The sequence below is a fragment of the Gordonia sp. VNK21 genome, assembly GCF_046098115.1.
Lineage (GTDB): Bacteria > Actinomycetota > Actinomycetes > Mycobacteriales > Mycobacteriaceae > Gordonia.
The window spans coordinates 51,367-77,843 of the sequence record NZ_JBJURU010000003.1 but is presented as its reverse complement, the minus strand read 5'-3'; the positions used below and the strand labels follow the sequence as shown (position 1 = coordinate 77,843).

Below are 26,477 nucleotides of genomic sequence, written 5' to 3'. Positions count from 1 at the left end.
CTGGCCGATCCGGTTCCTCAGCAGAAAGCCCAGGTCGGCGTGCGACGACCCGGTGCGGCGGGCCAGATAGGCGGCGACCGCGGCGGTCACCGTCACCGTCCAGTTGCCGCCCTCGGTGGCCGCGGACAGCTGCTCGACGGTCAGCCCGTCGAGAACGGTGCGCACGGTGCGCACCCGCAGCGCCTGCCCGGCGCCGCCGGCAGCGGCCGGCTCGTCGGGGGCGGTCGCCGCGAAATACTCGGCGTCGGCGGCCCGGTCGGGCGATCCGAGGTAGGCCAGGTCCCCGTCGACGACGCCGCGCACCGATCCGAGGGGGAAGCCCTTCACCGCACCGCCGGTCTCGGCCGCCTTGTACCGCGCGGCGCCGCGTTTGAAGACCATCGACAGTCCGAAGGCATCGATGAGCGCATGGTGGGCGGCCAGGATCCAGAAGGTGCGCGGTCCGGCGGTCACGATCCACTGGCGCACACCGGGTTCGACGGTCAGATCATGCGGCTGCCCGGTCCAGACGCGGGCGAGCCGGATCAGTTCCGGCCACGGATCGCCCGGGTCGGCGGTGTGCACGGTGGGCGCCGGCAGATCCATGCCGCCGGGTTGCTGTGCCCAGCCGTCGCCGTCGGCGACGAAGCGGGTGCTGAGCGCATCGGATTCGGTGATCGCTGCGTGTGCGCATTGAGCGAGCAGTGTCGCGTCCACGTCGCCGTCGATCTCCACCGCGTCGCAGACGTTGACGGTGGGGTTCTCCGGATCCAGCGTCTGAGCCAGCCAGAGCGCCGCCTGGGCGCTGGTCAACGGGATGGAGATACCGTCGCCGGGCATGTCGGTCACTCCTGCAGGTGGTCGGTCAATGCCGGTCCCCAGGAGGCCACGGCCTCCGGGCCCAGCATCTGGGCGTGTGTGCCGGGTGCCCGAACCGGCACGGCGGCAATGGATTCCCCCCAGGTCTGCCGCGAGTCCCCGGCTTCGGCCTGGACGAACAGCACCGGCACCTCGACCACGGCCGATGCGGCGTCCAGATCGCGCATCACCTCGAGCGACCACGACGCCGAGTCGAGCACTGCTTCGACGATCTCCTCACCGAGCCCGGAGAACACCGAATCCCCCTGGGCGATCAGCTCTTTGGCCTGCTCGAGGGTCAGGTCGGCGAGCCGTTCCGGCGGCACCGGGACATCCAGCGCGCCGAGGGCCGCCGCCGACGGCGACAGCGCATCGATGTACTCGTAGTATTCGGCCGGCGACTGCGCGTAGGCGTCGATCAGCACCAGCGACTGCACCGCGCGGCCGCGCGCGGACAGCGCCGCGGCGACGGACGGCGCCAGGGTGCCGCCGAACGACCAGCCGAGCAGAACCACCGGACCGGCGGGCGCGCTCGAGTCGATGGCGTCGGCGAAGAACCGGGCGACGTCGTCCGGGGCGGTGGGAACCTCGCCGGGCACCCGGCCACCGGTGGAGAGCTCGGCGCCGGCTCCGACGATGTGCGGCGCCTGCACGGCATACACGCTCCGGTCCGCCGGGATGTGTGCCGCCAGCTGGCCGTAGCGCCAGCCCAGGCCGGTGCCCGGCGGCAGGCAGTAGACCGGCGGCGCGGTGCCGCCGTCGCGGAAGGTGACCACCGGCGCCCGCAGCCGCGATTGCGTGTCGGTGTCGCCGCCGAGGACCGCGGCGATGGCGCTGATGCTCGGATTGGTGAAGACCTCGGAGACCTCCAGCTCCACGTCCAGGCGCCTGCGCACCGCATCGGCGAAGGCCATCAGCTGCAGCGAATGCGCACCCAGGTCGAAGAGATTGGCCTCGGGGTCCACCTCGTCGAAGCCGAAGACCTCGGCCGCGGTCTCGGCGAGCACGCGTTCGAGCAGCGAGGCCGACTTCAGGCCGTCACCGCCCGCACGGACCGGTTCGGGGCAGGCGGACGCATCCCGCTTCCCGTTCACGGTCACCGGGATCTCGTCGATCACCGTGATGCTCGAGGGCACCATGTACGAGGGCAACTGCTCGGAGAGGGTGCGCCGGATGTGGTCGAGGGCCGGCATACCCTCACCGGGCACCACATAGCCGGCGAGCGCGGTGCCGGTGGGACCGGAGCGGGCGAGTACCGCCGCGTGCCGGACGCCCGGGACCGCGGCCAGCGCGGCCTCCACCTCGGCAGGTTCAACCCGGTAGCCGCGCACCTTGATCTGGAAGTCGGTGCGGCCCAGGTAGTCCAGCAGACCGTCGGCCCGCCGGCGCACCAGGTCGCCGGTGCGGTACAGCCGCCGGCCGGGGTCGGCGGGATGGGCGACGAAGCTCAGCGCGGTCAGTTCGGGCCGCCCGGCGTAGCCTCGGGCCAGCCCGTCGCCCTCCACGTACAGCTCCCCGGGCACACCGGGCGGGACCGGCCGGAGCCAGCCGTCGAGCAGGTGCACCACGGTGTTGCTGATCGGGCGGCCGACGGTCGGGGACGCGGACTCGTCGGTGCCGCCGCCGAGGGTGTTGATGGTGTATTCGGTGGGTCCGTACAGGTTGTAGCCCGCGGTCCCGTCGGCGGACGAGAGTTCTTCCCACACACCGGTTCCCACCGCTTCACCGCCGAGCAGAACCAGCGCGGGTCGGTGACTGCCCACCGGACCTCCGTGATCGGCGCCGGCCAGCAGCCCGGACCCGATGAGGTACTCCGCGTAGGTGGGGGTCACGTTGACCACGTCGATCCGCTGCGCATCGCAATACCGCACCAGCGCATCGGGGTCGCGCCGCAGCTCCTCGTCGCACACGTGCACCGTGTGGCCGTAGGTGAGCCAGAGCAGTTCCTCCCAGGACATGTCGAAGGCGAAGGAGACCGTATGCGCGATGTGCAGTCTGCCGGTGCCGGCGCGAGCGACGGCGGGCCGGAAGATCTCGTCCTCGTGGTTGACGTACATGTTGGTCAGCCCGCGGTAGCCGGTCACCACTCCCTTGGGCCGGCCGGTGGACCCCGAGGTGTAGATGACATAGGCCGGATGGTCGAGGCGGCCGGGCCGGTCGTGGCCGAAGCCGCCCAGTTCGGCGTCGGTGAGCGGCCCACCCGGCAGAGCCGCCAGCCGTGCGGCGATCTCCTCGCTGCGCAGCCGGAGCGGCGCCAGTCCGCTGCCGGCGAAGATCTCGGTCTCTGCGTCACCGGCGCCCGCCGACAACCCGATCAGCGGCCGGGCGTCGGTGACCAGTCGGTTGAGCCGCTCGGGCGGGTGCGCCAGTTCCAGCGGCAGGTAGGCGGCGCCGGTCCGCAGCACGGCGAACAACGCGACCACCATCTCGATGGACCGGTCGACGGCCAGAGCGACGATCTGCTCGGGTCCGGCCCCGTGCGCCAGCAGCAGCCGGGCCAGCCGGTTGATCGCCTCGTCCAGTTCGGCGAAGGTCAGCTGTGTCTGGCCGAAGACCAGTGCCGGCTGGTCCGGGATCGCGGCGGCGGTCTCGCCCAGCAGCTCCGAGACCGACAGCTCGGGCACCGGCAACGACCGCCCCGGCAGCGGCGGCTCGCTCGCGCCGATCGGCAGGCGGGCCAGCGGCAGAGCCAGGGCTGCCTCGTCGGCGAAGGCCGCCAGCAGCAGCATCAGGTCTTCGGCGAGTCCGGCGGCGGTGGCGTCGTCGATCACATCGGAGCGGGTCTCCACGGTCACCGCCAGCTCGGTGCCGGGGGTGATCACCACGGTCAGCGGGAAGTGGGTGTGGTCCTCGCTCTGATGGCCCACCACACCGTGTTCGGCGCCCAGGTCGGCGTCGCCGATGAAGTTCTGCAGCACCATCAGCACGTCGAAGAGACCTCCGCCGCCCACGGCGGAAGTGATCTCGCCGAGGGAGAGCCACTCGTGTTCGAGCAGGTCCAGGCGGGCGTTCTGCTGCTCGCGCAGCCAGTCGCCGAGGGGGGCCGATCCGCTGAGCCGCGAGCGCACCGGCACGGTGTTGAGGAACATGCCGATCGCCTCGTCGGCCCCGGCCACCTCGGCCGGCCGGCCGGCGACGGTCTGGCCGATGGACACGTCGCCGCGTCCGCTCCACCGTCCGGTGACCAGCAGCAGTGCCGCCGAGAGCAGCGTGTTGAGGGTGACCCCGGCGCTCTGCGCCGTCCGGCTCAGGCCTGCGGAGGCGGCCGCGGAGAGCTGGTGCCGGCTCACCCGGGTCTGCGCCCGCACCACCGGGTCGGCGCCGGGCACCAGCATCGAGGGCTCGTCGTAGCCGTCCAGGTAACGCTTCCACGCGTCGATCGCGGCGCCGGCGTCCCGGTCTCCGAGCCATCGCAGATAGCGGGCGAAGGCCGCGTCTTCGACGGCCGGCGGCGCATCCCGGCGCTCGCCCGCGTACTCGGCGAGCAGCCCGGCGATGAAGGCACCGTTGGACCAGCCGTCCCAGACCAGGAACCGGCGGGAGACCGCGATCCGGTCGCCCCCGGGGCACCGGATGAGGGTGGCCCGCCAGGCGGGTGCGCCGGCCGGATCGAAGCGGCGGCGCCGGTCGGTCTGCACCGCGGCGTCGATGGCCGCGGCCAGCGCGGCCTGCGCTTCCTCGCGCAGGTCGACGATCTCCAGGGGTACCGCCGGATCGGCGACGATGTACTGCACCGGCGCCGGCAGTCGCTGGTGGGTGAAACCCGAGCGCAGCGCCGGGTGGCGATCCATCAGGCGGCGCAGGGCCTCCCGGAGGCGGTCCGGATCGAGTGCGCGATCGAATTCGAGCACGAACTGGGCGTTGTAGACGTCCAGTTCACCGGACACCGTGGACTGGAAGTACAGCCCCTCCTGCAGCGGCGAGAGCCGCCACACCGCCTCGATCGGTCCGCCGGCCAGTTCCTGCAGGTCGCGGACGGCCTGGGCGCTCAGAGTGACACCGACCAGTGCCTCGCCGGACGGGCCGGCCTGATTCTCGCTGTCCCCGGCCGCGGCGACGACCTCGGTCAGCGCCTGCGCCCACAGCCGGGCGAACTCGCCGGAGCCGCAGTCCACCCCGCCGGGCACTGCGGCGATCTCGACCAGGAGGCCGTCGTCGGTCGCGAGCACCCGGGCATCGGGGCCCTCGGCCGCCTCTCCGTGGATCCGCAGACCACGGTGGTCGGCGACGTCGATCCGGTAGGGCTCGGTCCCGGCACTCAGAGCCGCGCTGGCCTGCGGGTGCAGATAGCGCAGCAGGGCGTAACCGAGGCCCCCGTCGGGCTGCTCACGCAAGGCGGCGCGCGCCGCTCGCAGCACCGGGCCGGCGGCGTCGCCGGGCACGGTGCGCACCGGCGCACTGAAGGCCAGCGGGGCCGCCGAGGCGGCGGTGGCGGCGGTCCGTCCGGTGCGGCGCAGTCCCACCACCTCCGGCCCGCCGCCGGCGCGGCTCAGCGCCAGCGAGCAGGCGGCGAGGGCGGCGCCGGCCAGATCCAGTCCTGCGGGTTCGAGCGCATCGGCGTCGGCCCCGACCTGTCTCCGGACCACGTCCGGTGCGGGCGTCGGGGCGATGGCCTCGGCGGCCAGCGCGGTCCAGTCGTCGAGCTGCGCGAGCACCGGCGCGGACAGGGCCCGGTCCGCGGCGGCGGCCGCGAGCTCCGTCGGCGCGGGTGCCGGTTTCACGTGGATCGGCCGGCCGCCCGCGATGTCGGCGAAGGCCGCCTCGAAGTCCCGGCGCAGCACCGCGCGGCCGGGCTCGTCGACGACCAGCGGGTGGGCGCTCAGCGCCAGGGCTCCGGGATCCTGGCGCAGACCCGGCGACCAGGCCGCGGTGAAGCTCCCGGCCGGATCGGCGGCGGCCCGCAACTGCTCGTCGTCGGCTCCCGCGGCCAGCACGGTCACCGGAGCCGCCGGGGTCTGCGTGTAGTCCCAGAATCCCGGCGCCCAGCGCTGCGGGGTCAGCGCGAGTTCGGGATGGGCCGCGGTCACCGCGGCCACCGCCGACGACAGCTGCGCGAGGGTCAGCCGCGGCGGGGTCGGCAGGATCGCGGTCACCACACCGGATTCCGCCGCATCCTCGGTGAGCTCGCCGAGCGCGTCGTCGTTGCGGGTGATCCATTCCTCGGCGCCCGGCAGCGTGCCGCCCCCGGCCTCGGCGCCGCCGGCGTCCTCGCCCTGGTCCGGGCGGTCGGAGTCCGCCGCGATGCGCAGGGGCGGACCGATGATCGTCTCCGGGTCGGCCAGCAGCTCGCCCAGGTAGGCGGCGAAATCGTCGGCGACGGCGGCCATCTCGTCCAGGTGGCTGCCGGGGCCGTGCAGATTGATGCGCAGGGTGCGGGCCGGTGCGTCGACCTCGAAGAAGACGTCGACGTCGCCGGTCGGTCCGGAGGAGAGGATCTCCAGCCGGGCGTCGAAGCCCGCCCGATCGAAGGCCCGGGTGTTCAGCGGCAGCACATTGCCGCCGACGCCGAAGATCGGCCGGACGGCCCCCTGCTCGCGCAGCGCCCGCCGCAGATCCTCACCGCGGAACCGGCTGTGCGCCACGGCTTCCGACAGCAGTGCGTCGACGTCGCCGGCGCTCTGCCGCCAGTCGGCGCCGGCCCGCAGGCGGACCCGCAGCGGCAGCACTGTGGCCAGGGTGCCCAGGTGCGAACGCAGCTCCGGAGTGGTGCGGGCGGCCATCGGCACGGCCAGCAGCAGGTCGTGGTCTCCGGTGCGCCGGTAGAGGAATCCGGCGAGCGCCGACATCAGCAGGCCCGCCGTGCGCACGCCCAGTTCCCGGGCGGAGGCGTAGAGGCGGTCGTACTGACCGGCGGCAAGCGGCACCGGCAGGATCGCCGCTCGCCGGGGCGCGGGGTCCAGCCCGGTCAGCAGCCGGGGCGGCTCCGGGGCGCCGGCCACCTGGGCCAGCCAGAAGTTCTCGTCGTCGGCGAAGGCCGCGGACTCGCGGTACCGGGTCTCCAGCGCCAGCAGCGTGTCGAGGCTCCAGTCGCGGGCCGGCGCGGGCTCACGGCCGGCCTGCAGGTCGGCGTACCGGGTCATGCCCACCGACAGCAGCAGCCCCACCGCGGTGCCGTCCAGAATCAGGTGATGCGCCGCCAGGTAGGCCAGGGTGCGGTCGTCGGCCACCCGCAGCAGCACCGCGCGCAGCAGCGGACCGTCGGTCACGTCGAAGGGCCGGTCCAGCTCGGCCGCGGCGTAGTCCCGGGCGGCCTCCTCGGGCCGGTCCGCATCACGCAGATCCACCACCCGACAGCGCGGCGGATCGATGTCCGGGTACTGGTGCACCTCACCGGAAGCCGTGGCGGCGAACCGCACCTGCAGCACCGACGACCAGGAGACGACGGTGTCGATGGCGCCGGCGAGCAGGTCGATGTCGACCGGTCCGCGCAGATCCGCGAGCATCGCGGTGGTGTACGCGGTGGGATCGTCGGTCAGCCGGCCGGCCACCCAGATCTCCCGCTGGGCGGCGGCGAGCCCCCGTGCCACACTGCCCCGGTCCGTGGACCGGGGCAGTGCGTCAACCGACCGGCTGCTGCCGGAAAGCGAATCGGTGGTGGTCACTGAGCAGGCTTGGCCTCAGCGACGGCCTTGGTGATGTCCTCGACCTGCCGGTCGCCGGCGGCGATCGTGTAGGCGTACGGCGTGCGGTACGGGAACAGATTGCCCGCCTTGGCCGCCGGCAGCGTCTTGAACGCCGCCGAGTCGAGCAGCGCCTTGGTGCGCGGCGTCGGCTTGCCCTCGGCGTCGGCCTCGTAGAAGAGCACGTTGGCCGAGGAGAGGCGGTCGATGTCCTCGGTGGAGATCTGCTCGTTGTAGCGCTCCGGCTTGTCCGGCACACCGTTGAAGTAGGTCAGGCCCGACTTGGTGAGCCGCTCGTAGACGAGCGAGGTGTTGGTGGCCACCTGGAAGGTCGACGGTGCGGCCGAGCCCTCCACGTAGGCGACACTGCCCAGTTCGTCGATCTTGGCCTTGTCGTCGGTGCCGATCTTGGTGAAGTCGGCGCTGAGCCGCTCGAGCTCGGCGTCGAGCGCCGGGCCGCAGCCCAGGGCGTCGGCGACCTTCGGGAAGTTGTTCCAGACGTCGATCGGCTCTTCGATCTCGAAGGCCACCACCGGTGCGACGCCGTCGAGCGCCTTGGTGTTGAGCTTCTCGGCCACATCCTTGCGGATGAAGGTGATCACCAGGTCCGGCTTGAGCTCCATGACCTGTTCGGTGTTGATGCCCGAGGCGATGGCGCCGATGGTCGGGACGTCCTTGACCTTGGCCAGCTCCTCGGGGGTGGCGTTGGTCTTGCCGTCCTCGAGCATGCCGACCGGGGTCACACCGAGGTCGATGAGCTCGGTGCCCACCAGCCAGCCGGAGATGATCCGCTGCGGATCGGCCGGGATGGTCACGTCACCGTAGAAGGTGTCCTTGATCACCCGCTCGCCGCTGGTCTGCTCGGACTTGCAGCCGACCGCCTTGACACCCTTGTCGGCGGGGCTGCTCGACGAGCTGTCGTCGCTGCCGCAGGCGGCGACGAGCGAAGCGGTGGCGGTGAGCGCGATGATCAGGTTCCGCGCACGAGTCAGTCGTTTCTTGGCCAATGGTCTGTCCTCTCCGGGGTTCGGAACGCAAGTTAGGTTACCCTATGCATAATTCGGCGGCCATCCGCCCTCGCTCGTCCAGTCGGCGCTCGAGTGATCCGGCCAGCTCCGGCGCCTGCCCGGCGGGAATCGCAGTGCCCGAGTAGGTGAGTTCGACGGTCAGCCGGGCGCCGCCGTCGGCGTCGCGCTGCACGCGGGCGTCCACGGTCAGCGGATAGTCGACGGTCAGGTCGGCGGCCGGCGTGGTGCGGGTCCACCGCGCTTCGGGGGCCGGCTGCCAGGGCCGCTCCCCCGCCAGGTCCAGCGCACCCAGATAGTTGACCAGCACCCGCGCGCCCGGCAGGGCGCCGAGCACCCTGGCCGTGCGCGCATTGCCGTACCGCAGCAGGCCGTAGCCGTGCCGCGGACCCTCGAGCTGCCCGGCGAGGTCCTCCGGAGCAGCACCGGCCTCGCACCGCACCGGCGCGACCGTGGTGAGCCAGCCGACCGTGCGCGCGAGGTCCAGATCGGCGACGTCGCGGCCGTGTCCCTCCACGTCCACCAGCAGCGGAGCTCCGGGCACATCCCGGGCGGAGCACCAGTCCTTCACGGCCGCAGCCACATCGGCGATCAGGGCCGCCGTCACCGAGCCGGCCGACAGATACCCCGCGGTGGCCTCCGGGGAGAGCGTCAGCGTGTGCACCGCGAGATCGGCCTGAGTTCCGGCCGGGGCGCCGGCCAGCGGATCGACGGTCCCGGCCAGCAGCGCACGCCACCGGGCCAGCTCCCGCATCGTCTCCGGCGCAGCGGCCTGGGCGGCGAGCGCATCGGTGTAGGCCGGGTAGCTGGTCCCGGGCGCGGCCAGCGCCGGCGGCCGGCCGGCCGTCACCGACTCGGCGGCCTCGGCCAGGTCCTCGAGCAGGATCCGCCAGCTCACCGCGTCGACGGCCAGGTGGTGGATCACCAGCAGCAGGCGCCGATGTCCGGGAGCCAGGATCGCCGCGGCCTGCAGGCAGCCGCCCGCCACCGGGTCGAGGCGCGCCTGGGTCTCGGCCGCGATCTCCCGGTACCCGGCCTCGTCCGGCGGCGCGTCCAGCCGGTGCACGGTCAACACTTCGTCGGCCCGGACGGCCCCGGCCGGCTGCGGCCGCACCACCCAGACCCCGCCCGGTCCGGGCTGCACCTGCAGGCGCAGCGCCTCGTGCCGGTCCAGAACGGCATCGAGGACGGTGTGCAGTTCCGGCGCGTCCACCCCGTCGGGCACCGTCACGGTGATCGACTGCGCCAGCGACTGCCAGCGGCCGCCGCGGGCGGCGAGTTGCGCGACGATCGGGGTCAGCGGCAGGGGCCGGTCGCCTCGGCTCTCGTCGGCGGGGCCGCCGGCCGAGACCGGCACGGCCGCACCGGCGACCGCTCCGACGGTGCGGTGCTCGAAGAGGTCTTTGACGGTCACCGCATAGCCGTGCCGGCGCAGCCGGTTGACCACGGTGATGGCGATGATGCTGTCGCCGCCGAGGGCGAAGAAGTCGTCGCCCGAACCCACCTCGGCGCCGGGGGCGAGCACGTCGGCGAAGACGGCGGCCACCGCCTGTTCGCCGGGCCCGGCCGTCCCACCGCCACCCCGGCTGAACACCGGATCGGGCAGCGCACGCCGGTCGAGTTTGCCGTTGCCGGTCACCGGCAGCTCGTCGAGCAGGGTGAGGGTCGCCGGTACCAGATGGGCCGGGAGGACCTCGGCGATCCGCTCGAGGATCCGGTCCGGATCGGCGGCGGCGCCGTCGGCCGGCACCGCGTAGGCCACCAGCATGGTGCGCCCGTCGGCGGTGCGGTGACCCAGCGCCACGGCCTGCCGCAGTTCGCCGGTGCCCAGCAGCGCCTGTTCGATCTCGCCCGGCTCGATGCGCTGCCCGCGCAGTTTGAGCTGCTGGTCGCGCCGGCCGGCGTATTCGAGGACTCCGTCGGCCGTCCACCGGGCGATGTCGCCGGTGCGGTACATCCGCGCGCCCCCGGCGCCGAACGGGCAGGCGACGAAGGTCGTCGCGGTCAGCCCGTACCGGCCGGCATAGCCGCGGGCCAGCTGACGGCCGGACAGGTACAGCTCACCCCAGACGCCGATCGGCAGTTCTTCGAGCCTCGGTCCGAGGACGTGCAGACCGGTGTTCCACACCGGCCCGCCGATGGGCACCACCGGCCCGGTGGTGGCGGTGACATCGATCTCGGTGACGTCCACGGCCGCCTCGGTGGGGCCGTACAGATTGTGCAGCGAGACCTGCGGGAAGCGTTGCGCCACACCGTCTCGCAGCGGTGCGGTGAGCGCCTCCCCGGAGCACAGGATGCGACGCAGGGCCGGCAGCGCGGCGGTGGTCTCGGTGAGGAAGGCCCGCAGCAGTGACGGCACGAAGTGCACCGTGCTGATCTGCTCTTCGGCCAGCGTCTGCTCGATGGCCGCCGGGTCCCGGTGTGCGCCCGGCTCGGCGAGCACCACCGTGGCGCCGGTGAGCAAGGGCCAGAACAGCTCCCAGACCGAGACGTCGAATCCGGTGGGGGTCTTGTGCAGCACCCGCTCCCCGGGCTCCAGGCCGAAGCGGTCCTGCATCCACTGCAGCCGGTTGACGATGGCCCGGTGATCGACCACCACCGCCTTGGGGGTACCGGTGGAGCCGGAGGTGTAGATCAAGTACGCGGCCCGGCCCGCGGGCAGGGTTCCGGGTGCGGGCAGGGTTCCGGCCGGCGCCTCACCGGCCAGGACACCGCGGGCATCGATCCGGAGCACCGGGGCCGCTGTCCCCGCGAAGTCCGGGTCGTCGGTCAGGATCGCGGCCGGGCGCGCATCGTCGAGTACAAAGGCCCGGCGCTGTGCCGGATGGTCGCGGTCGAGCGGCAGATAGGCGGCTCCGGCCCGGCCGGCGGCGAGTACCGCCACCAGCAGCGCCGGGCTGCGAGGCAGATCCACCGCCACCACCTGATCGACTCCCACCCCGGCGCCGGCCAGGGCGGCGGCGAGTGCGTCGGCGGCGTCCGTCAGCTCCCGGTAGGTCAGCTCCCCGCCCGCACCCGACACCGCGAGCTGCTCCGGATGGCGCTGCGCCGTCGCCCAGATCAGCGCAGTGAGGTCGAGCTGCGGATCCACCGGATGCGCGGTGGCGGCGAAGCCGTCGAGCTGTTCCCGGTCGGTGGCGCTGAGCACCGGCAACTGCGTCACCCGCAGGCCGGGATCGGCGGTGACCGCTTCGAAGATCCGGACCAGCGCGGCGGCCATCCGGGCGACGGTGCCGTGGTCGAACAGGTCGGCGGCGTATTCGATGCGGCCCGAGATCGGCTGCCCCGGACCGTTCTCCTTGAAGTCGACGGTCAGATCGAACTTGGCGGTGGTGGTCTCCCGGTAGCGGACGGCGGCCGCCGCGCCGGCCAGTTCCGGGTCCGGCACCGGGGCGCGGAACTGCAGCATCGTCTGGAAGAGCGGGCTGCGGGCCGCCTCGCGCGGCGGATCGAGGACGTCGACCACCTCCTGGAACGGCAGGCTCTGGTGGTCGAGAGCGGCCAGGTCCACCTCCCGGATCCGGGCGAGCAGCGCGGTGAAGTCCGGATCGCCGGAGACCCGGGCCCGCAGCACCACGCTGTTGGTGAACATGCCGATCACCGCCGCCAGCTCCGGGTGCCCGCGATCGGCCACCGGGGTGCCGATCGGGATGTCGTCGGCGCCGGTGAGCCGGGACCAGAGCGCGGCCAGCGCGGCGTGAGCCACCATGAAGCCGGTGGTGCCTGTGCGCCGAGCCAGCCGCTGCAGGCCGTCGGCGACCGTGGCCGGAAGCTCGAAGGTCACGGCGGCGCCGGCCCCCGAGGCGTAGGCCGGGCGCGGCCGGTCGTAGGGCAGCGCCAGCTCGTCCGGCAGCCCGCCCAGCACGCCCCGCCAGTAGTCGCGTTCCCGCTCACGCAGACTGCGCCCGTCGGCGTCCTCCGCTGCCAGGACCTGCTCCTGCCAGCGTGCCGCATCGGCGTACTGGACCGGCCGCGCCGGGGCGGCCCCGGCGCCGGTCAGGGTGCGCCGGTAGGCGTCGGCGAGCTCGTCGAAGAGGACCGGCGTGGACCATTCGTCGCCCGCGATGTGATGAACCACCAGTTGCAGGGTCCAGTGCTCGTCGCCGATGCGGGCCAGATCGGCCCGCATCGGTGCCTCGACGTCGAGCTCGAACGGCCGGTTCGCCGGATCCTCCAGGGCGGCAACGGCTTCCGGACCGTCGTGGACCGAGAGCACGGCACCGTCCTCCGGCGGCAGGATCTGCTGCCACAGGCCCCCGTCATCGTCGGACACCAGCAGCGTGCGCAACGACTCGTGCCGGTCGACGACCTCCCGCACCGCGGCCGCCAGTGCCGGAATCTCCACCGGCCCGGTCAGTTCCACCACGAAGACCAGGTTGTAGGCGCGCTCACCCACACCGGATTCATCGCGGTGCAGCCGGTCGAGCGCCCAGAGGCGGCGCTGCGCGGCGGTGGCCGGCAGCGGATCGGGACGGTCCGTCGCCAGGGCCGACGGACCGGTCTCCTCCGCGGTGGCACCCGCCTCGATCCGGGCCGCCAGCTGCTCGAGGGTGGGATGGTCGAAGATCTCGCGGACCGACAGGGTCACGCCGGCGTCGACGGTCAGCCGATGCACCAGCCGGGTGGCCAGCAGCGAATGCCCGCCGGCGGCGAAGAAGTCGGTTTCGGCGTTCACCGGGCCGCCGCCGAGCAGTTCGCCGAACAGTCCGGCCAGCAGCTCCTGCGTGGCACCCGACGCCGCCCGCCCGGCCGGGCGGGCGGCGGCCGCGGCGGCGGCCGGGTCCGGCAGGCTGCGCCGGTCCACCTTGCCGTTCGGCAGGGTCGGCAGGGCATCGAGGATCAGTATGGACGGGACCGAGTACTCGGGCAGCCGGCGACTCAGCTCGGCGCGGATGCCGGCCGGGGACGGCGCCGAGCCGTCGACGGTCAGATAGGCCCACAGTCCCGCGGCCCCGGCGACGTCCGGACGCACGACCACGGCGGCGCCGGTCACCCCGGCCACCTCCCGGACGACGGCCTCCACACCCACCGTCTCGACCCGGTGACCGCGGATCTTGACCTGGCCGTCGACCCGGCCGTGGAATTCGAGCCGGCCGCACTCGTCCCAGCGGCCGAGGTCGCGGGTCCGGAAGAGCCGTCCGCCGCCGAACGGATCGGCGACGAAGCTCTCCGCGGTCAGCGCCGGCCGGCCGAGATAGCCGCGGGCGTTCTGCGGCGAGGCGACGTAGATCTCGCCGATGCCGCCGGGCGGCACCGGACGCAGGGACGGATCGAGCAGGTGCACCACCACACCGGGCACCGGGGTGCCGATGGGGGCGCGTCCGGGGCCGGCCGGATCGACCGGGCCGAAGGTGACGTCGCCGGCCACTTCGGAGGAGCCGTAGGAGTTGATCACCTCCCCGGGCTGCAGCACCGCGGCCACATCGCCGGTCAGCGCTTCCCCGGAGAGCACCCAGCGCTGCACCTCAGCCACCGCTCGCGGCGCCGTCGCCGCGAGCTCGGCGGCCAGCGAGGGCACCGCGGTGACCTGGCCGATCCGGTGTTCGGCGAGCAGCTGCGCCTGGGCGATCGGATCGCTGCGCTGGGCGTCGTCGGCCAGCACGATCCCCGCCCCGGCCTGTAACGCACCGAGCAGTTCGGTCAGTCCGTCGATGAACGAGAAGGAACTCTTGACCAGCCGGACGTCGCGGCCGGTCGGCGGCCACAGCTGCGCGGCCCAGGCCAGCCGGTCCGCCAGTCCGCGGCGGGTGCCCAGCACACCCTTGGGCCGCCCGGTGGATCCGGAGGTGTAGATCAGGTAGGCCGGGTTGGCCTCGCGCACCGGGCGGTCCACCGGCGCGGCGGCGGGCTGCGGATCGGTGTCCGGCGCACCGATCACCAGCCGCGGAGCATCGGTGGGCAGACCGTCCGACGGCTCGGCGATGAGCAGGTCGGGCTGTGCGTCGGCCAGTAGGAAGGCGACGTGCTCGGCCGGGTAGCTCAACTCCACCGGCAGGACCGCGGCCCCGGCGCGGAGTACGGCCAGCACCGCGACCACCGAGTCCAAGCTGCGCGGGATCGCCAGAGCGACAATGGATTCCGGACCGATACCGATCCTGATCAGCCGCTCGGTGAGCGCCCGGGTGCGGGTGTCGAGCTCGGCGTACCCGTATTCCTCGCCTGCGCCGCGCAGCAGCCCGGAGGCCTGCTCGGGCAGGGCTCCGAGCGGGAGGCGCTCGGGCGCCGCCGGTCCGCCGTCGCCGAGGTCGCGGAGTGCGGCGGCCTCCGCCGCGGAGAGCGTGGGCAGCTCGGCCACCGTCGTCTCGGGCCGGTCGGCGAGCGCCGTCAGGGCGGCGGCGAACCCCCGGGCGAGCCGGTCGATCCGGTCGGCGGGCACCGCCTGCGGCAGGTGGTGCAGCCGGATCTGCAGGTCCTCGCCCGGGATCACCTGGACGGTGATCGGGTAATGCGTGGAGTCCCGCGGGGCCACCTCGGTCAACGCCAGGCCCGCAGCCTGCGCGGCGGCGTGCACCGGACCGGGTTCGCGCAGGTGGTTCTCGAAGACCAGCAGGGTGTCGAAGAGTTCACCGAGCCCCACCGCGCCCGCGACGGCCGGCAGCCCCACCCAGTGATCGTCGAGCACCAGCGCCTGCGACTGCTGCACCGCCCGGGCCACCTCGAGCACCGTCCGGGCCGGGCCGGCGCTCACCCGGACGGGAACCGCGCCGAGGGTCATGCCGATGATCTCCCCGGACCGGTCGAGCTCCGGGCTTCGCCCGCTCACGGTGGCGCCGAGCAGGACGTCGACGGCGCCCAGTTCCCCGGCCAGCGCCAGGCCCCAGGCGGTCTGCACCAGCGTGCCCACCGTCAGCCCGGCCGCCCGGGCCCGCTGCGCGAGCCGCTGGTGCAGATCGCCGAAGCCGTCCAGGATCCGCTGCTCGGGCCGTCGGCCGAGCGCGTCACCGTCGGTGGCGAGCAGCGTCGGTGCGGGATCGTCGCCGAGGACTTGCCGCCAGCGCTGCAGGGCCGGCTCCTGCTCGCGCGTCTCGAGCCAGGACAGGAAGTCGCGGAAGGGGCGGCGGGCCGGCAACCCGGCGGGATCGCCGCCGGCCGCATAGGTCTGGAAGATCTCCTGCAGCAGGATCGGCGACGACCAGCCGTCGAGGACCAGGTGGTGGTTGGTCACCAGGACCCGCCAGTCGTCCGCACCCAGCCGGCCCACGGTCAGCCGCAGCAGCGGCGGGTTCGCGATGTCGAAGCGTCGTCGGCCGTCCTGCTCGCACAGCTGCGCCCACTCCTGCCGGGGGTCGCCCGCCTCGCGCAGGTCGTGTTCGGCCCAGCCGATCCGGGCGCCGTCGAGGACCAGGGCCACCGGCATGCCGTTCTTGCGCCGCCGGTAGCAGGTGCGCAGGTTCGGATGCCGGTCGAAGACGGCCTGGGCGGCGGTCTGCAGCAGTGCCGGGTCGAGCCGGCCGGTCAGGTGAAGCTGGACCTGCACGGTGTACGGATCGGCCCCCTGGTCGCTGAGCGTGGACGCGTAGAGCAGGCCCTCCTGAACGGGGGTCAGGGGCAGGACATCGGCGATCTTCATCGGTGGACGACTCGTTCTGTTCGGTGATGCTGTACGGGCCGGGCCAGGACGGCGCTCGCGCGCGGGCGGCGCGATGCAATCCACTGGGACCCACCGACTAAGGTAAGCATTACCAAATATGTTTGCGAATCCGGCGGTCGCCGGACCGCAACCGGTCAGCGGTGCCCGCGGACCGGTACCGTACGGAACGTCCGGTGCCCACCGGACCCGCGACACCCGATGAGACGAGATGATCCGGAGACGGCCAGTGGAACGAGAGCAGCGGTGAGCGTCGACACCGCCGAGCATCCCGCCGACCCGGCGCCGCCGCAGTCCGACCGCGGATCCGGGCTGGCGCGCAGCAACGGCATCCGCGCACTCGGCGCCCTGATCCTGCTGATCGTGCTCGGCGGCGCCGTCTTTCTCAGCCTGACCGTGGGCGACACCGGCCTGCCGCTGCACCTGATCTGGGATGCGATCTTCCACTTCGACGGCTCCACCCGGGAGACCGTGGTCCGCGAGGACCGGCTCGGCCGCACGCTGCTCGGTCTGCTGGTGGGCATGTCGCTGGCCGTGGCCGGCGCCCTCATCCAGGCGATGACCCGCAACCCGCTGGCCGACCCGGGCATTCTGGGCGTCAACGCCGGTGCCGCGCTCTTCGTGGCCATCGCCGTCGGCACTCTGGGGATGACCAGCTTCCACTCGTACGTGTGGTTCGCCTTCCTCGGCGCGGTGGCCGCCACCGTCCTGGTCTACGGCATCGGCTCGCGCGGGCGCGGCGGCGCCACCCCCATCCGCCTCACCCTGGCCGGCGTGGCGGTGACCGCCGTGCTCGGCGGCATCACCCAGGGCATGATGCTGCTCAAACCCGCAACCTTCGAGTACATGGCCTACTGGAACGCCGGCACCATCGGTATCCGGGACAGCCTGCAGATCAGCGGCTCGATGGCCGGCTTCATCCTGGTGGGGCTGCTGCTGGCCGCACTGGTCTCCCGCTCCCTCAACGCGGTGGCGCTCGGCGACGACCTGGCCCACTCGCTCGGCGCCGACGTGGCCCGCACCCGCACCCTGGGCATCATCGCGGTGACCCTGCTCTGCGGCGCCACCACCGCCGCCGCCGGACCGATCGGCTTCGTCGGCCTGATGGTGCCGCATGTGGCCCGCTGGATCGTCGGCCCGGAACAGCGCTGGATCCTGCTCTACACCCTGCTCGGCGGTCCCGTCCTGCTGCTGGTCTCCGATGTGATCGGCCGGCTCCTCGGCGAACTGCAGGTGGGTATCGTCACCGCCTTCATCGGTGCGCCGGTGCTGATCGTCCTGGTCCGCCGGCGGAAGGCGAGCGGACTGTGAGCATCGACTTCGGCCGTCCGGTCCTGCCGCTGCGTATCCGCGGCGCCTTCTCCTTCCGCCTCGACGTGCGGGTGACCGCCGTCGTGGGCCTGCTGCTGGCCGCCGCAGTGATCACCACGCTGGTGGCCCTGGTGCTCGGCGACTACGACATCACCGTCTGGCGGGTGGTGCAGACCGTCTTCGGCGGCGGCGACGCCTGGGACCGGCGGGTGGTGATCGACCGCCGTATGCCGCGCGCACTGCTGGCGCTGATCCTCGGCGCAGCCCTCGGCGTGAGCGGTGCGATCTTCCAGTCCCTCACCCGCAACCCGCTCGGCAGCCCGGACGTCATCGGCTTCAACACCGGCGCCTACACCGGCGTGCTGGTGATCATGGTGCTCTTCGGCGGCGAACACATGGGCACCGCCTGGGGCGCCCTGATCGGCGGCATCGTCACCGCCCTGCTGGTCTATCTGCTGGCCTTCAAACGCGGGGTGCAGGGCTTCCGGCTGATCATCGTGGGCATCGCGGTCAGCGCGGTGCTCGCCTCCTTCAACACCTGGATGATCCTCACCGCCGACCTGGACACCGCCATGTCGGCCGCCGTCTGGGGCACCGGCTCGCTCGACGGCGCCGAATGGGGCGAGGTCCGCAGCGCCGGGCTGAGCGTGGCACTGGTGCTGGTCCTGCTCATCCCGTTCGCCACCCGGATGCCGATGATGGAGATGGGCGACGACACCGCCCGCGCGCTGGGCGTGCGCACCGAGCCCACGCGGCTGGCGCTGATCGTGCTGGGTGTGGCGCTGACCGCGCTGGCCACCGCGGCCGCCGGACCGATCGCCTTCGTCGCCCTGGCCGCTCCGCAGCTGGCCAAGCGGCTCGCGCGCACCGACTCGGTGGCGATGGTGCCCGCCGCGGCGATGGGCGCACTGCTGCTGGCCGTCTCCGACCTGATCGCCCAGCGGCTCTTCGCCCCCACCCAGCTGCCCGTCGGCATCGTCACGGTGTCCATCGGCGGCGTGTACCTGCTCTGGCTGCTCGCCCGGGAGGCGAGCCGCCAGTGAGAACCCGAGGAGTTGCCCGATGAGAAGCCCCCGACTGCGCCGGAGCGTTCCGGATGCGGCGCACCCGACCACCGCCCCCACCCGGCTGAGCGGCCAGAACCTCACCCTCGGCTACGACAAGCGGGTGATCAGCGAGAACCTGAACCTCGACGTCCCCGACGGCAGGGTCACCGCGATCATCGGCCCCAACGCCTGCGGGAAGTCGACGCTGCTGCGCGCTCTGTCGAGGCTGCTGCGCCCGTCGACCGGGACGGTGCTGCTCGACGGGGCCGAGATCAACACGCTGCCGGCCAAGGAGGTGGCGCGGCGCCTCGGGCTGCTGCCGCAGACCTCCATCGCCCCGGACGGGATCCGGGTGGCCGACCTGGTGGCCCGCGGCCGGTTCCCGCACCAGCATCTGATCCAGCAGTGGACGCCCGAGGACGAGCGGGCCGTGGTCGACGCGATGACCGCGACCCGGACCGACGAGCTCTCCGGCCGGCTCGTCGACGAGCTGTCCGGCGGCCAGCGGCAGCGGGTGTGGATCGCGATGGTGCTGGCCCAGCAGACCGACCTGGTGCTCTTCGACGAGCCGACCACCTACCTCGACATCACCCACCAGGTGGAGCTGCTCGATCTGTTCACCCGGCTCAACCGGGAACTCGGCCGCACCGTGGTGGTGGTGCTTCACGAGCTCAATCAGGCGTTCCGCTACGCCGACCACGTGGTGGTGATGAAGGACGGCTCGATCGTCGCGCAGGGTGCGCCCGCCGAGATCGTCACCCCCGAGCTCATCGAGCAGGTGTACCGGCTGCCGTGCCGTATCATCGGCGATCCGGAATCCCATACGCCCCTGGTGATTCCGAAGGTCTGACGGACATCCGGCCACGATCCCCTCGCCGGGGCGGCCGTCGGGTCAGAACCCCGGTGATCGCAACGCTCCACGAGCCCGCGCCCGGGCGGTAACGTCCACGTCATGCGTCTGCGCCCACACCGGTCCGGCAACCGGCCCGCCCCCGCGGTGGCCCTGATCCTCGCCGCCGCCCTGCTCGGAGTCCCCGCCCTGTTCGGAGCCTCGGTCCCCGCGGCCACCGCCGACCCGCTGCCCGCGGCGGCCCCGGCCGCCCCGTCGCCGGCGATCGGCGTGGGGCCGGTGGGCACCTCGCTCATGCACGGCGACCTGTACTCCACCGACTCCACCCCGCTGCCCGGCCCGGGCCGCAGCGCGAGGTCGGCGGCGTCGTCGATTCCGGGCGGCGCCTGCGCGGCCACCTTCATCGGCAGCGACGGACTGCCGGTGTCCCTGTGCACCAGGTTCGTCGGCACCGATCCCCTGCAGGTGGCGGTGCCCACGGTGGTGCTCTTCGATCCGCGGACCGCGCAGCCGATCGCGCAACGCGAGCTCGCCAAGGGCGGCCTGCTCGGCGGGGTGTACGGCTACCTCGACGATCGCGACCGGGTGGTGGTGGCCGACGGTTCCGGGGCCATCCTGTTCGTCGGTCATCACCGCACCGCCGACGGCTGGGCGGTGACCGTGGACAAGCGGATCGACGTCTCCGCGAAACTGCCGGCCGGGGATGCGATCACCGGTCTGGCCCCGGATTGGCAGGGACGCATCTGGTACGTCACCACCAACGGGCTGGTGGGCACCGTGACCCGCGGCGGCACCGTGCTGGGGACGACCCGGCTGCCGCGCGGCGAGAAACTGGGCAACGGGCTGACCGTGCGCGAGTCCGGCGTCTCGGTCCTGACCACGCATGCGCTGTACGAGATGCGGGCGGGCGACGACGGAGTGCCGCGCACGGTGTGGCGGCGTGCCTACGATCGCGGTTCGGCCCGCAAGCCGGGCCAGCTGACCTGGGGGTCGGGCACCACCCCCACCTATTTCGGCCCCGGCGGCGACGGCTGGGTGGCCATCGTCGACAACGCCGACCGGCGGCCGCGGCTGCTCGTCTACCGCAGCGACACCGGCGAGCAGGTGTGCTCCATGCCCGCCTTCGCCCGGTCCGGTCAGGGCACCGAGAACTCGATTCTGGCGTGGGGCGACTCGCTGGTCATCCCGAGCACCTACGGCTACCAGTACCCGCCGATGGCGGTGGACGGGCCGAGCCGCCCGGAGAGCGCCGGCTTCACCGGCGGCGCCACCCGCATCGACGTGCGCGACGGCGCCTGCCGGCGGGTGTGGGAGAACTCCGACCGGCTCGCCACCCTGCCCCGGCTGTCCCGCGCCGACGGCCTGATCCACGCCCTCGGCTACGGACCGTACGTACCCGGGGCGATCCAGCAGACCGGTGCCGTCGACTACATCGCCACCGACTTCAGGACCGGCAAGCGGGTACGCACGCTGAAGATCGGCGACGCCCCGTTCGACGAGCCGATGGAACTGACCGGCACGATCGGCCCCGACGGATCGTTCTGGCAGGCCACTCTGGGCCGGATGCACAAGATCAGCCGCTGACCCCGTCTTTCGCGGCGCCGTTTCCAGTTCGCGGCCTGAGCTGAGGCAGCGAGCTGGTGCCCGCGATACCCTCCGGGGCCGGGTCAGGCGTGTTCGAGCATAGGTGCGGCCAGCAGCGACTCCGGAATGCCGAAGGCGTCGACCAGGTCTGCGGCGTGCGGCCGCAGCTGCGCGCACAGCTCGTTGACGCCGCGCCGGACCGCTTTGGCGCGTTCGACGGAGACGTGCCGGTGCATCAGGAACCACGACAGGTCCTGTTCGAGGGCGGCGTAGACGAACAGGTCGCAGACGTGCCCGAGCAGTTCCGCCGCCGGGGCCGACGGACAGTCGGCGATGGCCTCGACGAAGGCCTCCAGCACGATCCGCTCGGTGTGCGCGTGCCCCACCTTGAGCAGATGATCCTGGGCCGCGTTGAACACCTCGAAGGCGTCCTCGTCCTCGTCGGAGGCGCGGCGCATCCGCTGCGCGCAGGTCCGCACCAGGTGATCCTCGCGGGCGCGCAGCAGCCGGACCTGGGTGCTGCGATCGGTCAGGCTCGAGTCCTCGAGGTCCTCGTCGGAGGAATCGAGCAGGGTCTGGATCACCTGCCGGGCGGCGGTCTTCTCCACCACCACGTCCCGGGCCATCGAGGCGACGAAGCGCACCCAGCCGGCCGCATCGAGACCCTGCACGTCCCCGGCGTAGGCGGCGAGCAGTTCCTTGGCCACCAGCTGGGTCAGGACGGTGTTGTCGCCCTCGAAGGTGGTGAAGACGTCGATGTCGCCGCGGATGATCGGCAGCTGATTCTCGTCCAGATAGCCGGCCCCGCCGCAGGCCTCCCGGGAGACGTTCACCGCCCGCGAGGCGTGCCAGGTGGCGTACGCCTTCAATCCGGCGACGTCGGCCTCGAGCTCACGCTGGCGGACTGCGAGTTCCTCGTCGTCGTCCCCGTCGGCGAGCAGCGCCTGCACCTCGTGCAGTTCAGCGGTCAGCTCGTTCTGGGCGAAGGTCACCGCGTAGGAGGTGGCGATCAGCGGCAGCAGTTTGCGCTGATGCCCCAGGTAGTCGAGGATCCGGATCTCGCCGCCGCCGTCGGGTCCGTCGAACTGCCGGCGGACCAGCCCGTAGCGGGTGGCCAGGGTCAGCGCCTTGCGGCCGGCCGCTCCGGCGGTGGCGGCCACCGAGACCCGGCCGCGGATGAGGGTGCCGAGCATGGTGAAGAAGCGCTTGTTCTGGTTCTCGATCGGCGACGAGTACGTGCCGTCGGCGGCCACGTCGCCGTACCGGTTGAGCAGGTTCTCGGCGGGGATCCGCACCTGGTCGAACAGGATGCGGCCGTTGTCGACGGCGGCCAGACCGCCCTTGTAGCCGCAGTCCCCGGTGGTGACGCCCGGCAGGTCGTCGCCGTTCTCGTCCCGGATGGGCACCAGGAAGCAGTGCACGCCGCGGCCGTGCGGCTCCTCGTCCGGCCCGCCGGTGATCAGCTGCGCGAACACCGCCGCCATCCGGGCGTGCTGGGCTGCGCCGCCGATGTAGTCCTTGCGGGCCGACGGTGTGGGCGAGTCGATGACGAACTCGCCGGTGGCCGGATCGTAGGTCGCGGTGGTCTCGAGCTCCTGGACGTTGGAGCCGTGCCCGGTCTCGGTCATCGCGAAGCAGCCGAGCAGTTCGAGGTCGATGATCGAGCGGACGTACCGGTCGTGGTGGCGGGCGGTGCCGAGGTTCTCCACCGCACCGCCGAACAGCCCCCACTGGACACCGGACTTGACCATCAACGACAGGTCGGCATAGCCGAGGATCTCGATCCCGGCCACCGAGCCGCCGATATCCCCGCTGCCGCCGTGATCGGCGGCGAAGCCCGCATCCGCGAAGCCGGATTCGGCGAGCCGACGCATGGTGACCAGTACATCGGCGCGCGCCTGGTCGAGCGTGCGCGACGGATCGGGCAACAGGTCCGGACTGTCGATCAGTTCCCGGGCCCGGTCGCGGACCTCCCGCCAGCGGCCGTCCAGCGCCGTCCGCAGATCGCGGACCACCTCCGCGCTGCCGTCACGGTCGGGTGCGTTCTCATCGTCGATCGCCATGGGCCCCACGGTAGCGAAGGCAATCCTCAGCCGTGCTGCTCCCGGCCCGGCGCGCCGCGACAACCCGCGGCGCGGGTGACCGCCACAGCGGGGCGGTGATGCGATGGAGAACCCAGGCCACCGGCACACTGATCGCCACGGTCAGAGCCAGGGCGGCCGGCAGCGAACCGGTGAACACCGGGAAGCCGAGCACATCCATCACCGCCTCGAGCACCATCACGTGCACCAGGAAGAACTCGTACGAGATCTCGCCGCACCAGAGCATCGGCCGCGAGCCGCACAGCCGGGCCCACCAGCCGCGCGGACCGGGCCGGGTGAGCGGACCGATCAGGCCCAGCGCCACCACCGTGTAGAGCAGGTGCTTCACGACGGTCGCCGAGACGGTGGACGGGGCGATCGTCGGTTCCCCGGCCACCGCCGACCCGGACACGAGAAAGGCGGCGACGGCCACCGGCACCGACACCCAGGCGCTGGGCCAGGCGCGGATGCGCACGAATACCGCCAGCATCATTCCGGCGGCGAACCACTCGAAGAACGCCGGTGCCCACAACCGGGCGGTCGGATCGATGCCGGTGTCGCCGGCGACCAGCGCGGTGTAGACCGGCGAGACCATCAGCAGCGGGGTCATCGCGATCAGCAGCAGCCCGGGTTCCCAGCGCCGTCGGCACACACCCGTGCACAGCAGCCAGGCGATGGGCGGCAGCACCAGATAGAACAGCACCTCGGCGGCCAGACTCCACATCTGGGTCAGGCCCGCGTGCAGATGTCCCGCGCCGTACACCTGGGTGAGGGTCAGATTGCGCCACAGCCCGGACCAGCCGGTACCGGCCGGTGAGGCATCCGGCGGCCGGTAGACCAGGAAGATCGCGTACACGGCGAGCACCGTGATCCAGTAGGCGGGCAGGATGCGCCGCGCCCGATGCCAGAGATAGCGGCCCAGCGACGGCGCCGGCGACCCGTCGGCGAGGGCACGCACCCACGGCGAGAACAGCAGGTACCCGGACAGCACGAATAAGATCGGCACACCCACTTCGAACCGGGCCCACAGCCGGCCGGCCACGTCGTCGGTGTAGTGCCCGGTCCAGTAGGCGGCATGGGTCACGCAGACCGCCAGCGCAGCCACCGCCCGGATGCCGGTGAGCGCCGCGATGCGCGGGGCGGCCATCAGCCGTCGAGGGGCATCCGGAACAGCCGCCTGATGTAGCGCGGATAGTGCCGGCGGTCGGGGTCCGGCGGCGGATCGCCGGGCCGGTACTGCAGCGCGGTGTTCAGGAAGGCCATCAGCGGCACCGCGAACAGACCGCCGACGATGCCGGCCAGCAGGATGCCCAGGGCGATCGCCAGGATCACGGCCACCGGGTGCAGCTTCACCGAATGCCCGAGCAGGAAGGGCTGCAGCACATGCCCCTCGAAGGCCATCACGAAGACGAGCAGGGCCAGCACGATCAGCGCATTGATCCAGCCCTGGGTGGTCAGCGAGATGAGCACGGCCAGCGCGCCGGCCGCGAACGACCCCACGATCGGGATGAACGCGCCCAGGAAGATGATCACGGTCAGCGGCAGCGCCAGCGGCACCCGCAGCGCGGCCAGGCCGATGCCGATCACCGCCGAGTCGATGAGTGCGACCGCCACCGTCGCCCGCACGTAGTGTTCGAGCGTGCCGAATCCGGCCGCGCCGGCCTCACGCACCCGCAGCCGGTTGCCCTGCGGCACGATCCGGGTGAGGTAGCTCCAGATCCTGCGGCCCTCGTAGAGGAAGAAGATCAGCAGGAAGATCGTCAGCAGGATGCCCGCGCCCACCCGGCCGGCGAACGCGGCGGTACCGATCGCGGTGTGCGCGATCTTCCCCTCGTTCTCCCGCGCCCAGCCGATCAGCTCGTTGCTGACGTGCTGCAGCTGGCTGTTGTCGATGTGCAACGGGCCGTCGTGCAGCCAGTCCCGGACGTCGCCGATGGTGGACTGGAACTCCTTGGACAGTTCCGGGATGCTGCCGACGATCTGCTCGAAGGCGAAGCCGAGAACAGCGACGACGACGATCAGGGTCACCGTCACGGACACGATCACCGCGAGCAGTCTGGGGATCCCGCGCCCCTGCGCCCAGGCCACGATCGGACCGAGGAAGGCGCTGAAGAGCAGTGCCAGCACCAGCGGCACCAGTACGTCTTCGAAGCGCTTGAAGAGCACCCCGACGACCACGATGCCGGCCAGGATCAGCAGCAGCCGCCAGCTCCAGGCCGCACCGAGCCGGACCCCGGTGGGGATACGGGCCAGATCCTGGTCGCGCAGGCTCGGTTCCGTCGGCCGGGCGGTGTCGTCGTCGGTCACGTCGTCGACCCTATCCGGCGGTGCCCCGCCGTGGGCAGGCACTGACGCAGCATCGGGCACGTCTCGATCGGTCGGCCGGCGACGGCCGGGGCCGGCCCGGCCGTCGGCCGGTCAGAACCGGAGGGTGACCGGCGACGCCGGCCCCGTCGAGAGCAGCGCGAGCGAGGTCGGGGTGATCCCGCTGCGGAAGGCCGCGCGGACACCGGCGACGTCCTCGCCGCGGGAGAGCCGGGCCAGGTCGGCGCGGCTGAGGGTCAGGTCGGCGATATTCACCCGGCGCAGCACGTCGGTGCCGTTCATGTCGGTCGTCGAGGTCTTCATGCTCAGCACGGCCTTACCGCCGCGCACCCGGATGACCGGATCGACCAGGGCGATCTCGAACAGGTTGAACCGGGTGTTGACCACCACGGTGCCCCGGTAGCGCAGATCGCCGGAGGAGCCCTTGACCGTGTTCGAGACCAGCTCGAACGAGAGTGCGCCGGTCTTCTCGTCCACTCCGGCGCCCTCCTTGCCCGAGACCGCACCCTGAGTGGTGCCGACGACGGTCTGGTAGAAGTCCGGCGAGTACTTCCAGATCAGGTTGCGCTCGGCGGGCTTGGGCGTGTTGGCACCCGGCGCCGTCGAGTAGTTGATCGGGACGTAGATCTCCTGGGCGGCGTTGATCGCGTTGGCCCCGCCGTAGGTGTAGATGCCCCAGCGTCCGTCGGCCGGAATGTCCTCCGGCGTGGAGAGGGTGATCGGCGCGGTGAAGGTGCCGTTCCGGTGCAGGGTCACAGCCCGCCCGCGGACCGTCCGGCGCATGTCGAACGGGACGTCGGGGACCTGGGCGAGAGCCGCGTCGCTGATCGCCCACTTGACGTTGGACCGGTTGGTCGGCCGCGCCTCCTCCGGGGCGTCCTGCGACGGCCGCCAGTTCTTCGCGAACGGGCCGAAGGCGATGAAGGTGCCGTGCGGCACGCCCGGCGGCACCGGCACCGGCAGTCCCGAGGTGTTGGCGTTCGGGTCGAAGCCGCGGCCCTTGACCACCACCACGTCGCCCGGGTGCAGCTGCGTGTTCCCCACCGGGGTGACCCCGTCGGCGAGATAGACGCTGATCTTCGGGGTGAAAGCGGGAGCGGCGGCGGCCTCCGGCGCGACGGCGACGGCACCGGCCAGAGCCGTACACATGGCCAACAGGCCGATCAGGGCAGAACGGAGATACGTCATAAGCCAAGGCTAACCGATACAT

General features: G+C 72.4%; 12 protein-coding genes. 4 read left to right on the top strand and 8 right to left on the bottom strand.

Translation table 11 applies throughout. The features are described 5' to 3' along the window. The 4 genes from ACJMNC_RS04930 to ACJMNC_RS04915 form a co-directional block, all read right to left on the bottom strand. On the bottom strand, positions 1-819 hold an 819-nt coding region (locus ACJMNC_RS04930), incomplete at its 3' end, for a condensation domain-containing protein (protein ID WP_408946836.1). Between the two features lie 5 nt (positions 820-824). After that, positions 825-7,364: an amino acid adenylation domain-containing protein gene (locus ACJMNC_RS04925; protein ID WP_408946835.1), complete on the bottom strand. Its 6,540-nt coding sequence runs from the start codon at positions 7,362-7,364 to the stop codon at positions 825-827. 71 nt (positions 7,365-7,435) lie between these two features. Next, positions 7,436-8,464: an ABC transporter substrate-binding protein gene (locus tag ACJMNC_RS04920; RefSeq protein ID WP_408946834.1), complete on the bottom strand. Its 1,029-nt coding sequence runs from the start codon at positions 8,462-8,464 to the stop codon at positions 7,436-7,438. A gap of 37 nt (positions 8,465-8,501) precedes the next feature. After that, the gene (locus ACJMNC_RS04915; RefSeq protein ID WP_408946833.1) at positions 8,502-16,052 is read right to left on the bottom strand and encodes an amino acid adenylation domain-containing protein; all 7,551 of its coding nucleotides are present in this window, start codon (positions 16,050-16,052) and stop codon (positions 8,502-8,504) included. A gap of 219 nt (positions 16,053-16,271) precedes the next feature. Here ACJMNC_RS04915 and ACJMNC_RS04910 point away from each other — a divergent pair, with 219 nt between their 5' ends. The 4 genes from ACJMNC_RS04910 (at position 16,272) to ACJMNC_RS04895 (ending at position 20,861) form a co-directional block, all read left to right on the top strand. Further along, positions 16,272-17,381: an iron chelate uptake ABC transporter family permease subunit gene (locus ACJMNC_RS04910; protein WP_408946832.1), complete on the top strand. Its 1,110-nt coding sequence runs from the start codon at positions 16,272-16,274 to the stop codon at positions 17,379-17,381. Then, entirely contained in the window at positions 17,378-18,424 is a 1,047-nt protein-coding gene (locus tag ACJMNC_RS04905) for a FecCD family ABC transporter permease (RefSeq protein ID WP_408946831.1), read from the top strand. The genes ACJMNC_RS04910 and ACJMNC_RS04905 overlap by 4 nt, the downstream gene beginning before the upstream one ends. 19 nt (positions 18,425-18,443) lie before the next feature. Then, the gene (locus ACJMNC_RS04900) at positions 18,444-19,277 is read left to right on the top strand and encodes an ABC transporter ATP-binding protein (protein WP_408946830.1); all 834 of its coding nucleotides are present in this window, start codon (positions 18,444-18,446) and stop codon (positions 19,275-19,277) included. A 102-nt stretch (positions 19,278-19,379) separates the two neighbouring features. Next, a complete protein-coding gene (locus ACJMNC_RS04895; protein ID WP_408946829.1) occupies positions 19,380-20,861 on the top strand; it encodes a hypothetical protein in 1,482 nt (493 codons plus the stop codon). An 83-nt stretch (positions 20,862-20,944) separates the two neighbouring features. Here ACJMNC_RS04895 and ACJMNC_RS04890 read toward each other — a convergent pair whose 3' ends face one another. From ACJMNC_RS04890 to ACJMNC_RS04875, 4 genes are all read right to left on the bottom strand, one after another. After that, positions 20,945-22,933: an acyl-CoA dehydrogenase gene (locus ACJMNC_RS04890; RefSeq protein ID WP_408946828.1), complete on the bottom strand. Its 1,989-nt coding sequence runs from the start codon at positions 22,931-22,933 to the stop codon at positions 20,945-20,947. After that, complete coding sequence (locus tag ACJMNC_RS04885) at positions 22,908-24,089, bottom strand: acyltransferase family protein (protein ID WP_408946827.1); 1,182 nt, start codon at positions 24,087-24,089, stop codon at positions 22,908-22,910. Before ACJMNC_RS04885 ends, ACJMNC_RS04890 begins: the two co-directional genes overlap by 26 nt. Beyond that, on the bottom strand, positions 24,089-25,249 hold the full coding sequence (locus ACJMNC_RS04880) for an AI-2E family transporter (protein ID WP_408946826.1): 1,161 nt from the start codon (positions 25,247-25,249) through the stop codon (positions 24,089-24,091). Before ACJMNC_RS04880 ends, ACJMNC_RS04885 begins: the two co-directional genes overlap by 1 nt. Positions 25,250-25,360: 111 nt before the next feature. Continuing rightward, complete coding sequence (locus ACJMNC_RS04875) at positions 25,361-26,455, bottom strand: HtaA domain-containing protein (RefSeq protein WP_408946825.1); 1,095 nt, start codon at positions 26,453-26,455, stop codon at positions 25,361-25,363. Between the last annotated feature and the right edge of the window lie 22 nt (positions 26,456-26,477).

Excerpts from the sequence above, each read along its gene's own strand:
- ACJMNC_RS04915 (WP_408946833.1), bottom strand. The coding sequence starts at position 16,052 with ATGAAGATCGCCGATGTCCTGCCCCTGACCCCCGTTCAGGAGGGCCTG.
- ACJMNC_RS04910 (WP_408946832.1), top strand. The coding sequence starts at position 16,272 with ATGAGACGAGATGATCCGGAGACGGCCAGTGGAACGAGAGCAGCGGTG.
- ACJMNC_RS04900 (WP_408946830.1), top strand. The coding sequence starts at position 18,444 with ATGAGAAGCCCCCGACTGCGCCGGAGCGTTCCGGATGCGGCGCACCCG.
- ACJMNC_RS04895 (WP_408946829.1), top strand. The coding sequence starts at position 19,380 with ATGCGTCTGCGCCCACACCGGTCCGGCAACCGGCCCGCCCCCGCGGTG.
- ACJMNC_RS04885 (WP_408946827.1), bottom strand. The coding sequence starts at position 24,089 with ATGGCCGCCCCGCGCATCGCGGCGCTCACCGGCATCCGGGCGGTGGCT.
- ACJMNC_RS04875 (WP_408946825.1), bottom strand. The coding sequence starts at position 26,455 with ATGACGTATCTCCGTTCTGCCCTGATCGGCCTGTTGGCCATGTGTACG.